We start from the raw sequence: 12,472 nt of genomic DNA, 5'->3' as shown, positions 1-12,472 counted from the left end.
GCGAAAAAATAGGTCGCGCGGGCCATGGACGCCGCCGCGCGGCTGCTCTAACGTCGCCCCAAACCCAGTGAACCCTGACCAACAGGCGCGAGGTACAATCATGCAATATCACCGCCCCGCCAGCTTTGCCGAAGCTTCGGATCTGGCTGCCCATGCAACGGGCATCACGCGGTTTCTGGCCGGCGGCACCGACGTTCTGGTGCAGCTGCGGTCCGAGATCGTGACCCCCGACACCCTGATCGACATCAAGGCGATCGACGGCGTACACGCCATCACCCGCAACGCCGATGGCAGCTGGACGCTGGGCGTGGCCGTCACCGGCGCCGAGATGAGCGAACACCCCCAGTTGGGCCGCGAGTGGCCCGGTGTAGTCGAGGCGATGGACCTGATCGGCTCGACCCAGGTTCAGGGCCGTGCCACGCTGACAGGCAACTTGTGCAACGGCTCGCCTGCAGCCGACTCGGTTCCGGCCATGGTGGCCGCAGGGGTTACGGCGACGGTGACCGGCCCGAACGGCGATCGGGTCGTGGCGGTCGAGGGCATCCCGACCGGCCCCGGCAAGACCTCGCTGGCGCAGGGCGAGCTGATCTCGGCTCTGCACATCCCGGCGCGGGGCGCGAATGGCGGCGACGCCTATCTGCGTTTCATTCCGCGCACCGAGATGGACATCGCCGTGGTCGGCGTGGGCGTGAACCTGCGCGTCGATGGTGACACGATCACCGAGGCCCGCGTTGCATTGGGGGCCGTGGCGCCCACCGTCCTGCTGGTCGAAGACTGCGCCCGGGCGCTGATCGGCACCACGCTGGACGAGGCCGCGCTGGCGGCGCTGGGCGCCGCCGCCTCGGCCGCCTGCAAACCCATCGACGACAAGCGCGGCACGATCGAATTCCGCACCGAAGTGGCCGGCGTTCTGGCGAAACGCGCCGCGAAAATCGCCTATGCCCGCGCCAAGGGAGAGACCGCATGACCAAGCATCACGTCACCACCACCGTCAACGGCGACACGGTCGAATACCTGTGCGACGCGCGTGAAACCCTGCTGGACTGTCTGCGCGACAAGCTGAACCTGACCGGCGCCAAGGAGGGCTGCGGCACCGGCGATTGCGGGGCCTGCTCGGTCACGCTGGACGGGCGGCTCGTCTGTTCCTGCCTGGTGCTGGGGGTTGAGGCCGAGGGCAAGCAGATCGAAACCATCGAAGGCATGGCCGAGGGTGAAACCCTGCACCCGCTGCAGCGCATGTTCATCGAACATGCCGCGCTGCAATGCGGAGTCTGCACACCGGGCGTTCTGGTCGCCGCCAAGGCGCTGCTGGAAAGGAACCCCGACCCGACCGAGGAAGAGGCCCGCTATTGGCTGGCCGGCAACCTGTGCCGCTGCACGGGGTATGACAAGATCATCCGCGCCGTTCTGGACACGGCCGCCGAGCTGCGGGAGGCTTCGTAATGGCACTCGACGATCGCAAGTCGCATTTCACCTTCGTGGGCACCCGCCCGAACCGTCCCGACGGGCTGGACAAGGTCACCGGCCGCGCCCGGTTCGGGGCCGACGTGACCGCGCCGGGCATGCTGTTCGGCGCCATCCTGCGCTCGCCCCACGCCCATGCGCGGATCGTTCGGATAGACACCTCGAAGGCCGAAGCGCTCAAGGACGTGAAAGCCGTGGTCACCCGCGCCGATTTCGCCGATGTCCCGTTCAAGCCCGGGCTCGAGGGCGAGTTCTGGAACGTTCTGGAAAACATCATGGCCGGGGAAAAGGCGCTCTATGACGGGCACGCGGTGGCGGCGGTTGCGGCCAGTTCGGCGCTGGCGGCGCGGGATGCGCTCAAGCTGATCGAGGTCGAATACGAGGTGCTGCCCCATGTCACCGACGTGGACAAGGCGATGGCGCCCGACGCTCCGGTGATCCGCGAGGGCGCGGCCGACTATTCGGTGCCCGAGGGGATGCACCCCAACGTCGTGCGCTATCACGAAAGCGGCCACGGTGATGTCGAGGCGGGCTTTGCCGATGCCGATCTGGTGATCGAGGATCACTTCGTCACCGAGGCCACCCACCAGGGGTATATCGAACCGCACGCCTGCCTTGCATCGCTGGGCGCTGACGGCAAGGGCGAGCTGTGGTGCTGCACCCAGGGCCACTGGATCGTGCAGAAGACCTGCGCGGCATTGCTGGGGATCGAAACCGCGCAGCTGCGCGTGACCGCATCGGAAATCGGTGGCGGGTTCGGCGGCAAGACCACCGTGTTCATCGAACCGGTGGCGCTGGCGCTGTCGCGCAAGGCCAACCGTCCGGTCAAGATCGTGATGTCCCGGTCCGAGGTTCTGCGGGCCACTGGGCCGACGGCCTCGGCCTCGATGGACGTCAAGATCGGCATGAAGAAAGACGGCACCATCACCGCCGCCCAAGGCGTGTTCCGCCTGCAAGGCGGTGCCTTTCCAGGTGCGCCGGGCGACATGACCGCAATGTGCGCCTTTGCGCCCTACAACCTGACCAACGTGCGGCAGGTGGGGTATGACGTCATGTCCAACCGCCCGAAACAGGCCGCCTATCGCGCGCCCGGCGCGCCGATGGGGGCGTTTGCGGTAGAATCGGTCATCGACGAACTGTGCAAGAAACTGGGCCTCGATCCGGTCGATGTGCGCCTGAAGAACGCCGCGCGCGAGGGCACCAAGGCCAGCTATGGCCCCACCTATGACCGGATCGGCCTGGTCGAGACGCTCGAGGCCGCCAAGGGCCACCCGCATTATTCCGCGCCGCTGAAGCCGGGGCAGGGGCGGGGCGTCGCCTGCGGGTTCTGGTTCAACCACGGGGGCGAGACCTCGGTGTCGCTGGCCCTGTCCGAGGACGGCTCGGCGCAGCTGATGGTCGGCACGCCCGATATCGGCGGCTCGCGCGCGTCGATGGCGCTGATGGCGGCCGAGGTGCTGGGCATCCCATACGAGAACATCCGCGTGACCATCGCCGACACCGCCACGCTGGGTTACAACGACGTCAGCCACGGCTCGCGCGTGACCTATGCCAGCGGTCTGGCCACGATCAAGGCGGCGCAGCACGCGGTCGAGAAACTGTGCGAACGCGCGGCGGCCAAATGGGGCATCCCCGTGGACGCGGTGAAATGGGAAAACGGCTGCGCGGTGCCGTCCGGCCCCAACGCGGGCGATTTCGACCCGCTGCCGCTGGCCGAGATCACCGCCGACATGGGGCGCACAGGTGGGCCGATCTCGGGCCATTTCGAGGCGACCCCCGAAGGCGCCGGCGTGTCCTTCGGCACCCATATCGTCGATGCCGAGGTCGATCCCGAATCCGGCAAGACCTCGATCACCCGCTACACGGTCATCCAGGACGCAGGCAAGGCGATCCACCCGGCTTATGTCGAGGGCCAGTTCCAGGGCGGCGCGGCGCAGGGCATCGGCTGGGCGCTGAACGAGGAATACATCTACGGCGAGGATGGCCGGCTGCAGAATCCGGTGTTCCTCGACTACCGTATCCCTGTGGCCAGCGACCTGCCGATGATCGACACGGTGATCGTCGAGGTGCCCAACCCGGGCCACCCGTTCGGCGTGCGTGGCGTGGGTGAAACCGGCATCGTGCCGCCATTGGCAGCCATCGCGAACGCGGTCTCGAACGCGGCGGGCGTGCGGATGCGACAACTGCCGATGTCGCCGCCGCGCATTCTGGCCGCCCTCAAGGGCAATGGTTGAGGTCCATCTCTGGTCCGGTCTCCGGTCGCTGACCGGGGGCCAGGAAGTGGTGCAGGTTCAGGCTGCGACAACCGGCGAGCTGCTGCGCGAACTGGTGCGCCTTCATCCGCAACTGCAGGCGCCGATCGACGCGGGCGTGTCCGTTGCAGTCAATGGCCGGATCATTGCAGCGGGTCTGTCCGAACCCATTCCCGAAGGTGCCGAAGTCTATCTGATGCAGAGGTTGCGGGGCGGGTAGCCCCGTGAAATCGGCGGGGGAGGACCGGAAGCCCCGGTCTTGAATTCGGCGCTTCGGCCTCACCCCTGGTCCTACCGAAGTACCCCCTCGTTAAAAAAACACCATCAAACGGATCGGCAGGATTGATCCGCTATGTATTGCAATATTGGCATTAGTATTGCGGGAAGGTGTCAGATGTGTGTGATTTCCGGCCATGCGTGGTTGACGTCGGGGAAGTTGCGCCTGCAAAGATATCGAGGCGTCGTGCAGCGGAATCCGGGTAAAAACTGGAAGATGGTGCTGCTGGAGAGAATTGAACTCTCGACCTCTCCCTTACCAAGGGAGTGCTCTACCTCTGAGCTACAGCAGCGCTGTGGGCGGGTGATTAGACTCAAACGAAACGGGGCGCAAGGGTCTCTGGACGGTTTTTTTCGCCTCCTGTAGAGAAAGATCATGGCAGAGAAAAAATCACCCAAAAAACACGGACAATCCGGATCCGCGCGCGAAGATCGGCTCAAGGCTGCCCTCAAGGCAAACCTGGCGCGGCGCAAGGCGCAGGCCAAGGCGCGCAGCGCACAGGATGACCGGCCGGGACAGCACAAGGACTAAGAGCAGATGGATTCGATTCTGGTAACGGGCAACGGGCCGCTTCACGGCCAAATTCCGATCGCGGGGGCCAAGAATGCCTGTCTGACGCTGATGCCGGCCACGTTGCTCAGCGAAGATCCGCTGACGCTGACCAACGCGCCGCGTCTGAGTGACATCAAGACCATGACCGCGCTGCTGCAGTCGCTGGGGGCCGAGGTGTCGGCCCTGCAGGACGGGCAGGTTCTGGCGATGTCCAGCCATGATCTGACCAGTCACACGGCCGATTACGAGATCGTGCGCAAAATGCGGGCCTCGAACCTTGTTCTGGGGCCGCTATTGGCGCGTTTCGGGCAGGCCGTGGTTTCGCTGCCGGGCGGCTGTGCCATCGGGGCGCGGCCGATGGACCTGCATGTCGAGGGGCTGGAAGCACTGGGTGCCGAAATCGAGTTGAAGGACGGCTACCTGCACGCCAAGGCGCCAGGTGGATTGAAGGGCGCGGTGCATGAAATGCGCTTTGCCTCAGTGGGTGCCACCGAGAACATCGTCATGGCCGCGACGCTGGCCAAGGGCACCACGGTTCTGAAAAACGCCGCACGCGAGCCCGAGATCGTGGATCTGGTTCAATGCCTGCGCAGCATGGGCGCGCAGATTGACGGCGAGGGCACCTCGACCATTGAGATCCAGGGTGTCGACCGCCTGCACGGGGCCACGCACCAGGTGGTCACCGATCGGATCGAGCTGGGTACCTACATGCTGGCCCCCGCCGTTTGCGGCGGTGATGTCGAACTGCTGGGCGGCCGCCTGTCACTGGTCGAATCCTTCGTCGAGAAGCTGACGGCCGCCGGGGTGGATGTCGCCGAGACGAAACAGGGTCTGAAGGTCTCTCGCAAGAATGGCCGGGTGCGCGCCGTGGACGTGGTGACCGAGCCGTTCCCGGGCTTTCCTACCGATCTGCAGGCGCAAATGATGGCGCTGATGTGCACGGCCGAGGGAACCTCGGTGCTGGAGGAACGGATTTTCGAGAACCGCTTCATGCACGCCCCTGAACTGGTGCGCATGGGCGCGCAGATCGAGGTGCATGGCGGCACCGCGACGGTGACCGGGGTCGAGCGTCTTAAGGGTGCGCCAGTCATGGCCACCGATCTGCGGGCCTCGGTCTCGCTGATCCTGGCCGGGTTGGCGGCCGAGGGCGAAACAACCGTCAGCCGGGTCTATCATCTGGACCGCGGATATGAGCATGTGGTCCGCAAGCTGGAAGGCGTGGGCGCGAAAATAGAACGGATCAAGGGCTGATGGCAGACGCAACATTCGAAGACGGGCGCGAGGCGCCGCTGAACCTTGGCGCATTGGATGCCGAGGACCTCAAGGTGATCGCAACGCTGACGCAGGATGCGGTTTTTCCGGTCAGCGAAATGACCTGGCAACCAACCCGCCGCCGCTTTGCCTTGCTGCTCAACCGGTTCCGGTGGGAGGACAAGGAAGCAGCCGAGCGCCGTGGTCGGGAATTCGAGCGGGTGCAGTCGCTGCTGGTATTCGACTCGGTCCTGTCGGTGTCCAGCCAAGGGGTTGATCGATCCGACAAGGACCTGATCCTCTCGGTTCTTGATATCGAGTTCCACCCTTCGGATGATGGCACGGGCGAGGTGCTGCTTGTGCTGGCCGGGGATGGCGCGATCCGACTGACGGTGGAAGCGGTTGATGCAACGCTCAAGGATGTGACGCGCCCCTATCGTGCGCCTTCGGGCAAGGCGCCTCGGCACCCGGACTGACATGCAGAACAAGCGTGGCATTTCGCAGGCGCTGTCTCCGGGGCAGGCCGGCGTGTCGCTGCGCCGGGCCACCGTGTTCGACGTGTTTGGGGTGAGTCAGGTTCTGGTCCGCTCCATCACCCGACTGTGTGAGGCCGACCACGGAAATCAGCCAGACAAGATCGCAGCGTGGACTGCCAACAAGGACCCGCAGTCCGTTCGCAACTGGATCATCTCGGGCACCCAGATCTGGTTGGCCGAGTGGAACGGAAATGTTGCCGCCGTCGGTGGGCTGCGCGCACCGGCCGAGATTTCGCTGCTTTATGTCGATCCTGACCACGCAGGGCAGGGGGTCGGTGCCGCGTTGCTGTCCCGGCTCGAGGCCGAACTGGCCCTGTCCGGGGCCACCACTGTTCATTTGATGTCAACCAAGACCGCGCTGGACTTCTATCGCCGGAACGGTTGGGTCACGGCGGGGCAGCCCGCGGACTGGAACGGCATTCCCCAATTCTCCCTGCGCAAATCGCTGCACCCCTCGGGCTGAGGGTTGAGGCCCGCCCCTGCGGGCGATAAGACCCGTTCAAACGCCCCGGAGTACGCAAATGCCCGTTTTCCTCGACACGACATCCGCCGATTTCGAAACCGGTTTCCAAGCCCTTCTGTCCGCCAAACGCGAAGACAGCCCCGATGTCGACGCCGTCGTGGCGCAGATCATCGCCGATGTGCGGTCGCGTGGCGATGCTGCCGTGATCGAGCTGACGGCGAAATTCGACCGGTTAAAGATGACGCCGGACACGCTGGCCTTCAGCGCCGACGAGGTGACGCAGGCCATCGCAACCGTCAGCGACGATGACCGCGCGGCGCTGGAACTGGCCGCCGCGCGCATCCGCGCCTATCACGAACGCCAGATGCCGCAGGATCAGGAATGGACCGACGAGTCGGGCGCCACGCTGGGCTGGCGCTGGTCGGCGGTCTCTGCCGCGGGGCTTTACGTGCCGGGCGGGTTGGCCTCCTATCCGTCCTCGGTGCTGATGAATGCCATTCCCGCCAAGGTGGCCGGGGTCGAGCGTCTGGCCATCGTGGTGCCCACGCCGGACGGGCAGGTCAACCCGCTGGTCCTGCTGGCCGCGCGCCTGTCCGGCGTCGACGAGATCTATCGCATCGGCGGCGCGCAGGCGATTGCGGCGCTGGCCTATGGCACGGAAACCATCGCGCCGGTGGACAAGATCACCGGGCCGGGCAACGCCTTCGTGGCGGCGGCCAAACGGCGGGTGTTCGGCAAGGTGGGCATCGACATGATCGCCGGCCCCTCCGAAATTCTGGTGATCGCGGACAAGGACAACGACCCCGACTGGATCGCACTGGACTTGCTCAGTCAGGCCGAGCATGACGAAAGCGCCCAGTCGATCCTGATCACCGATGACGCCGGTTTCGGCCGCGCGGTGGCCGAGGCGGTGGAAAAACGGCTGGAGACGCTCGAACGACGCGCGATCGCCGGGGCGAGCTGGCGCGACTATGGTGCGGTAATCACCGTGCGCGACCTGGACGAGGCCGCCGCGCTGTCTAACCGCATCGCTCCGGAACACCTGGAACTGTGCGTGGCCGATCCGATAGCGCTGAGCCGCAAGACCATCCACGCCGGCGCTATTTTCCTGGGTCAGTATACGCCAGAGGCCATCGGCGACTATGTCGGCGGACCGAACCATGTTCTGCCCACCGCACGCTCGGCCCGGTTTTCGTCGGGGCTCAGCGTGATGGATTTCCTCAAACGCACCACGCTCAGCCACATGACCCCCGAGGCTCTGCGCGCCATCGGCCCGGCGGCCGAGCAACTGGCGCGGTCGGAAAGCCTGGAGGCGCACGGGCTATCCGTGGGTGCTCGGCTCAAGCGGCTGAACGGTTGACCTTGGCATCATGGCGGCGGGGTCACATCCGGCTTGGGACTGCCGCGGCGCGTGCAAAACCACTTGCGGTGGTCGTCTGACCCGTGCGTTTTAACCGGTGACGTCTTAGGACAAACCCGGAGCCGAATTTGGAACGTGTCGCAACCCTCTGGATCGGAGAGCGCTTCAGCTTTCTGGAGCATCTGTGCCTGAAATCCTTTGCGGATTTGGATCAGAAGCCGATCGTCTATCACTATGGCGATCTGCAGGACATTCCGGGCTATGTCGAGGCCCGCGATGCGCGCGAAGTATTCGACGCGCCCGAAATCTACCGCGATCCGATCACGCGGTCGGTCGCAGTACATGCGGACCTGTTCCGCCTGAAGCTTCTTCAACAGACCGATCAGATATGGGTGGATGCGGATGCCTATGCCCTGCGGCCGTTTCAAACTGAACAAGGGTACCTGTTTCCGCTCGGAAACCGGAAGACCCGGCGCATGATGAATGGAGTGCTGGCCTTTCCCAGCGACAGCCCCGCCTTGGCCGAAATGTGCGATTTTGCCTTTAACAGTGATCTGGTTCCACCCTGGTGGCCTGAAGAGCAGCAGCGCGCCTATCTGAAAATCTTTGGCAGATCGACCTATTGGAGCCTGCCACTGTTCAGTCTGGGCCCGCCGATGTTGTATCATTTCGTCTACAAAGGGACGGAACGGCAGATGGCTGTTGAGCGCACTGAAATCTACGCCATACCGCCGCGACATCGTGCGCTTTGGAACGACCCTGACCTTTCGAAGCTGGATTTCTTGAACTGGCGTGCCAAAACCTCGATCCATTTCTACGGCTCGTGGTTTCGCAGAATCTTCAAAGATCGCGATATCAATCCCGGTTCGCTTGTTGACACCTTGCTGCGCAAGCACGGGATCGACCCCAACGAGTACCCCATCTGACCTTGCGTCCGGCCCGTTTCCCGCGTTGTCCCGCGGGCATAGGTGCGCTAGGTCTGGCCTGACCTGAACGGAAGTCGATGACCATGACCCGCATTTCGCATATCGAACTGGACGATCGAAACCTGCCACCGCCCACGCCCGAGATCGAGCAGGAGCGCAAGGTTGCGATCTATGACCTGCTCGAGGAAAATTCGTTTGCCCTGCCCAAACGTGACGACCGGCTGGTGCCCGACGGCCCCTATCACGTGCAACTGTCGATCCGCGACAAGCGGCTGGTGTTCGACGTCACCACCGAAGACAGCCAGAAAGCCGCCGAGTTCCATCTGTCACTGGGTCCGTTCCGGCAGGTGGTCAAGGACTACTTCCAGATCTGCGAAAGCTATTTCGATGCGGTCAAGACCCTGCCGCCCAGCCAGATCGAAACCATCGACATGGCCCGGCGCGGCATCCACAACGAAGGCAGCCGGGTCCTGCAGGAACGGCTCGAGGGCAAGGCTGAGATCGACACCGACACCGCCCGCCGCCTGTTCACGCTGATCTGCGTGTTGCATTTCGGAGGCTGACGGGTGAAGCCTCTGCCGCATTCGGTCCTGTTCTGCTGCGACCACAACGCGGTGCGCTCGCCCATGGCCGAAGGCATCATGAAGAAATTCTACGGCACGGGCACGTATGTGCAGTCGGCCGGGGTGCACAACGACCTGGAAATCGACGGGTTCAGCATCGCCGTCTGCCAGGAAATCGACGTGGAGCTGTCGCGCCACCGGTCGCGGTCGTTCGACGAGATGCAGGAATGGGGAGATGACCTGGGGTCATTCGACCTGATTGTGGCCCTGTCGCCTGCCAGCCAGCGCAAGGCGCTGGAGCTGACGCGGGTTTTTCACCTCGATGTCGATTATTGGCCAATAATGGACCCTACCGGGCTGGGCGAGACGCGCGAGGAAAAGCTACACCACTACCGTCAGACCCGCGATCAGATCATCAAACACCTGAAGGATCGCTGGGGGAAACCTACGGAGATCGCATGACCCAGACCGTCCAAGCCTATTTCGATGCCTTCAACGCCGGGGATGTGGCCGGCATGCTGGCCTGCCTGTCCGACGACGTGGCCCATCACGTGAACGAAGGCCAGATCCGCGTCGGCAAAGAGAAATTCGCCGAATTCTGCGCGCATATGAACCGCTGCTATCGCGAGACCCTGACCGACATGGTGATCTTCGAGGCCGAGGGCGGCACCCGCGCCGCCGCCGAATACATCGTCAATGGCACCTATCTGGAAACCGATGCCGGCCTGCCCGCGGCCTCAGGCCAGTCCTATCGCCTGCCCGCCGGGTCGTTCTTTGACCTCAAGGACGGCAAGATCACCCGCGTGACCACCTATTACAATCTGGCTGACTGGGTAAAGCAGGTCTCGAATGGCTGAGATCACGCAGGTCCGCGCGCTGACGGGGCCGGCGCTCGAGGCGGTGCTGGACGACGTGGCGCGCCTGCGTATCGCGGTGTTCCGCGACTGGCCCTATCTCTATGACGGCGATCTGGATTACGAGCGCGGATACCTGCAATCCTATCGCGACAGCGACCGGACGATCGTAGTCGGCGCCTTTGACGGCGACCGGCTGGTCGGGGCCGCGACCGGCGCGCCGCTGGCCGACCATGCCAAGGATTTCGCAGCCGCTTTCGACGGCACCCGGCTGGAGTCGTCGCAGATCTTCTACTGTGCCGAATCCGTGCTGCTGCCCGACTATCGGGGGCAGGGCGTTGGACATGCGTTCTTTGACCTGCGCGAAGACCATGCACGTGCCTTGGGCTTTGCCAAATGCGCCTTCTGCGGCGTGCAGCGTCCGGCGAACCACCCGATGCGGCCAGCCGGCTACCGGCCGCTCGACCCGTTCTGGCGCGCGCGGGGCTATGCGCCCCTGCCCGGCGTGATCGCCCAGTTCTCGTGGAAGGATCTGGGCGAGGACTCGGAAACCCTCAAACCGTTGCAGTTCTGGATCAGGGATTTATGAACCCGCCCTATCGCGTTGTTTGTGCCCGCGGGCGCGCGCGCCGACAGCCGTTCGTCTAGCCGCGAAAATCTTCGAGGATCCGTCGATAGAACGCTCCTCGTGCTCCAGCACTTGAGGGTCCTGCGACACATTCCCAATCCAGGTTCAATTCCCCCGCGGGCACGATTTGCCGCGCGATTTCGGGCGGTGTCGTTTCGTCAGACGTTCCGGTCTTCCAATCGTGAAAGGCGGAGGAGTATCGAACGACCGCTCCGCTCGCTGGCAAGTCAAGCAACCCACCTTCGGCAAAGAACGTCAGTCCGTCTCCCATTTCTTCCCCGATGAGTGTGAGCTTGTCACCCAAGCGATGCTTGAGGATGGCGACAAACACGATCGCGGCGGAAAACGTGAATTTATCGACAAGCACGATGACCCGCTGACTTGCGCTTTGCGCGATTGCGTCGATCAAAGGCATCGTCAGAAGAAAATCACCGCCGCTGTTTCCGCGAACGTCAATCAAGAGTGTTTTGCCAGAGCAAGCGCGCACGCGATCCGCTGCCTCGGATATGGCTTTGCGCAGCGCATCTTTGCCCGGGTCAAAGAAACTCGGCAGTTGAATTGAAAGCCCAAGTGCCTGCCAATCCTCAATCTCCACAAAGCTCTCAGGTTCCCAAGCTGGATCGGCTTTGCCGTGCTCGTTTCTCGGGTAGAGCGTCGACGCAGGAACGGTGTTTCCATTTGCTACTTTCAGATTGGTTGTCTGCCCATTTTCGTCCTGCACATGATACTCGGTCATACCGTCGTTGGACGAATATCCCAGCCGTTCCAACGCGTGCGGCCAGGCCAGAATAATCGGACCGATGACCCGCTTCCTCTGGCGCGTTCCCGCCAGAAATTTGTCCGCCGCGGCCTCGATTTCGCCTACAGCTGTACCGTTGACTGCCAGCAGCTCGCCTTGTGGGGCGATCACCCCCGATGCCGACCCAAGGACTTGGACGGAACGCTCCAGGCTTACGAACCGCAGAGGCAACACCGAGATGGCATCATTCGGGATCAGCCTTGTGTGCCCGTTGCTGGGAAGTGCCAGAAGGCGCATCGCCGACAGCAGAAATGCCTCGACCGAGCCCTCAAGTGCGTATCGCCGACTGTCACTGACACAGCTGTCTATCGCCGCCTTTTCGATCCGCCGAAAGCTGGGGTCGTTTGGCAGGACAGTCTCCAGAATGAGCTCCAGGTCATCGATCAGCGACATGGGTCACAGTGCGCATGGACGATCGGCAATGTCCAGATCGGGTGCGGATCCGGCGCTCTCCCGGCCCGGACCCTTGCTTTGAAAGGCTAAGCATCGAACCAAAAGTTTCTGTTGCAGCGCTCAGCCCGATTGGCCTGTACACCGGGCAACAACG

At 63.7% G+C, this 12,472-nt stretch carries 15 protein-coding genes and 1 tRNA gene; 14 read left to right on the top strand and 2 right to left on the bottom strand.

The genetic code is table 11. The annotated features are described in order from the left end of the window. Positions 1-100 precede the first annotated feature (100 nt). From ACR0JC_RS07160 to ACR0JC_RS07145, 4 genes are read left to right on the top strand one after another with little or no spacing between them, the layout of a single operon-like run. Positions 101-967, top strand: coding sequence for an FAD binding domain-containing protein (locus ACR0JC_RS07160; protein WP_170337695.1), 867 nt, complete (start codon positions 101-103; stop codon positions 965-967). Beyond that, on the top strand, positions 964-1,443 hold the full coding sequence (locus tag ACR0JC_RS07155; RefSeq protein WP_170337697.1) for a (2Fe-2S)-binding protein: 480 nt from the start codon (positions 964-966) through the stop codon (positions 1,441-1,443). Before ACR0JC_RS07160 ends, ACR0JC_RS07155 begins: the two co-directional genes overlap by 4 nt. Further along, positions 1,443-3,698 (top strand): xanthine dehydrogenase family protein molybdopterin-binding subunit, encoded by a 2,256-nt coding sequence (locus ACR0JC_RS07150; RefSeq protein ID WP_170337698.1) that lies wholly within the window; start codon positions 1,443-1,445, stop codon positions 3,696-3,698. The genes ACR0JC_RS07155 and ACR0JC_RS07150 overlap by 1 nt, the downstream gene beginning before the upstream one ends. Beyond that, positions 3,691-3,936, top strand: coding sequence for a MoaD/ThiS family protein (locus ACR0JC_RS07145; RefSeq protein ID WP_040633350.1), 246 nt, complete (start codon positions 3,691-3,693; stop codon positions 3,934-3,936). The genes ACR0JC_RS07150 and ACR0JC_RS07145 overlap by 8 nt, the downstream gene beginning before the upstream one ends. 274 nt (positions 3,937-4,210) lie before the next feature. On the opposite strand, the gene ACR0JC_RS07140 is transcribed toward ACR0JC_RS07145, so the two are convergent. Continuing rightward, a tRNA-Thr gene (locus tag ACR0JC_RS07140) sits at positions 4,211-4,285 on the bottom strand. An 83-nt stretch (positions 4,286-4,368) separates the two neighbouring features. Here ACR0JC_RS07140 and ACR0JC_RS07135 point away from each other — a divergent pair. The 10 genes from ACR0JC_RS07135 to ACR0JC_RS07090 all read left to right on the top strand — a co-directional run bounded on the left by ACR0JC_RS07135 (position 4,369) and on the right by ACR0JC_RS07090 (position 11,087). Next, positions 4,369-4,524: a hypothetical protein gene (locus ACR0JC_RS07135; RefSeq protein ID WP_170337448.1), complete on the top strand. Its 156-nt coding sequence runs from the start codon at positions 4,369-4,371 to the stop codon at positions 4,522-4,524. Positions 4,525-4,530: 6 nt separating this feature from the next. Further along, complete coding sequence (gene murA / locus ACR0JC_RS07130) at positions 4,531-5,796, top strand: UDP-N-acetylglucosamine 1-carboxyvinyltransferase (RefSeq protein ID WP_170337699.1); 1,266 nt, start codon at positions 4,531-4,533, stop codon at positions 5,794-5,796. Next, the gene (locus tag ACR0JC_RS07125) at positions 5,796-6,272 is read left to right on the top strand and encodes a DUF2948 family protein (protein ID WP_170337702.1); all 477 of its coding nucleotides are present in this window, start codon (positions 5,796-5,798) and stop codon (positions 6,270-6,272) included. Before murA ends, ACR0JC_RS07125 begins: the two co-directional genes overlap by 1 nt. A 1-nt stretch (position 6,273) precedes the next feature. Next, positions 6,274-6,795, top strand: a complete 522-nt coding sequence (locus ACR0JC_RS07120; protein ID WP_170337704.1) for a GNAT family N-acetyltransferase — start codon at positions 6,274-6,276, stop codon at positions 6,793-6,795. A 58-nt stretch (positions 6,796-6,853) separates the two neighbouring features. Beyond that, on the top strand, positions 6,854-8,155 hold the full coding sequence (gene hisD / locus ACR0JC_RS07115; protein ID WP_170337706.1) for a histidinol dehydrogenase: 1,302 nt from the start codon (positions 6,854-6,856) through the stop codon (positions 8,153-8,155). 128 nt (positions 8,156-8,283) lie between these two features. Further along, on the top strand, positions 8,284-9,081 hold the full coding sequence (locus ACR0JC_RS07110) for a glycosyltransferase family 32 protein (RefSeq protein ID WP_170337708.1): 798 nt from the start codon (positions 8,284-8,286) through the stop codon (positions 9,079-9,081). 83 nt (positions 9,082-9,164) lie between these two features. Beyond that, positions 9,165-9,644 carry a UPF0262 family protein gene (locus tag ACR0JC_RS07105; protein ID WP_093962859.1) on the top strand — a complete coding sequence of 160 codons (480 nt, stop codon included), beginning with the start codon at positions 9,165-9,167 and terminating at the stop codon, positions 9,642-9,644. Between the two features lie 3 nt (positions 9,645-9,647). Beyond that, entirely contained in the window at positions 9,648-10,106 is a 459-nt protein-coding gene (locus ACR0JC_RS07100; protein ID WP_093962858.1) for an arsenate-mycothiol transferase ArsC, read from the top strand. Then, entirely contained in the window at positions 10,103-10,501 is a 399-nt protein-coding gene (locus tag ACR0JC_RS07095; RefSeq protein ID WP_093962857.1) for a ketosteroid isomerase-related protein, read from the top strand. Before ACR0JC_RS07100 ends, ACR0JC_RS07095 begins: the two co-directional genes overlap by 4 nt. Continuing rightward, positions 10,494-11,087: a GNAT family N-acetyltransferase gene (locus tag ACR0JC_RS07090; RefSeq protein ID WP_170337711.1), complete on the top strand. Its 594-nt coding sequence runs from the start codon at positions 10,494-10,496 to the stop codon at positions 11,085-11,087. Before ACR0JC_RS07095 ends, ACR0JC_RS07090 begins: the two co-directional genes overlap by 8 nt. Positions 11,088-11,142: 55 nt before the next feature. On the opposite strand, the gene ACR0JC_RS07085 is transcribed toward ACR0JC_RS07090, so the two are convergent. Further along, positions 11,143-12,318 (bottom strand): S41 family peptidase, encoded by a 1,176-nt coding sequence (locus ACR0JC_RS07085; protein ID WP_170337713.1) that lies wholly within the window; start codon positions 12,316-12,318, stop codon positions 11,143-11,145. Positions 12,319-12,472: the final 154 nt, after the last annotated feature.

This window comes from Ruegeria sp. CH5 (assembly GCF_056537025.1).
Note: the sequence above shows the minus strand (reverse complement) of the source record. Positions and strands in the feature narration are given on the sequence as shown.

Excerpts from the sequence above, each read along its gene's own strand:
- ACR0JC_RS07085 (WP_170337713.1), bottom strand. The coding sequence starts at position 12,318 with ATGTCGCTGATCGATGACCTGGAGCTCATTCTGGAGACTGTCCTGCCA.
- hisD (WP_170337706.1), top strand. The coding sequence starts at position 6,854 with ATGCCCGTTTTCCTCGACACGACATCCGCCGATTTCGAAACCGGTTTC.
- ACR0JC_RS07125 (WP_170337702.1), top strand. The coding sequence starts at position 5,796 with ATGGCAGACGCAACATTCGAAGACGGGCGCGAGGCGCCGCTGAACCTT.
- murA (WP_170337699.1), top strand. The coding sequence starts at position 4,531 with ATGGATTCGATTCTGGTAACGGGCAACGGGCCGCTTCACGGCCAAATT.
- ACR0JC_RS07105 (WP_093962859.1), top strand. The coding sequence starts at position 9,165 with ATGACCCGCATTTCGCATATCGAACTGGACGATCGAAACCTGCCACCG.
- ACR0JC_RS07160 (WP_170337695.1), top strand. The coding sequence starts at position 101 with ATGCAATATCACCGCCCCGCCAGCTTTGCCGAAGCTTCGGATCTGGCT.
- ACR0JC_RS07155 (WP_170337697.1), top strand. The coding sequence starts at position 964 with ATGACCAAGCATCACGTCACCACCACCGTCAACGGCGACACGGTCGAA.
- ACR0JC_RS07145 (WP_040633350.1), top strand. The coding sequence starts at position 3,691 with ATGGTTGAGGTCCATCTCTGGTCCGGTCTCCGGTCGCTGACCGGGGGC.
- ACR0JC_RS07120 (WP_170337704.1), top strand. The coding sequence starts at position 6,274 with ATGCAGAACAAGCGTGGCATTTCGCAGGCGCTGTCTCCGGGGCAGGCC.
- ACR0JC_RS07135 (WP_170337448.1), top strand. The coding sequence starts at position 4,369 with ATGGCAGAGAAAAAATCACCCAAAAAACACGGACAATCCGGATCCGCG.
- ACR0JC_RS07150 (WP_170337698.1), top strand. The coding sequence starts at position 1,443 with ATGGCACTCGACGATCGCAAGTCGCATTTCACCTTCGTGGGCACCCGC.
- ACR0JC_RS07095 (WP_093962857.1), top strand. The coding sequence starts at position 10,103 with ATGACCCAGACCGTCCAAGCCTATTTCGATGCCTTCAACGCCGGGGAT.
- ACR0JC_RS07090 (WP_170337711.1), top strand. The coding sequence starts at position 10,494 with ATGGCTGAGATCACGCAGGTCCGCGCGCTGACGGGGCCGGCGCTCGAG.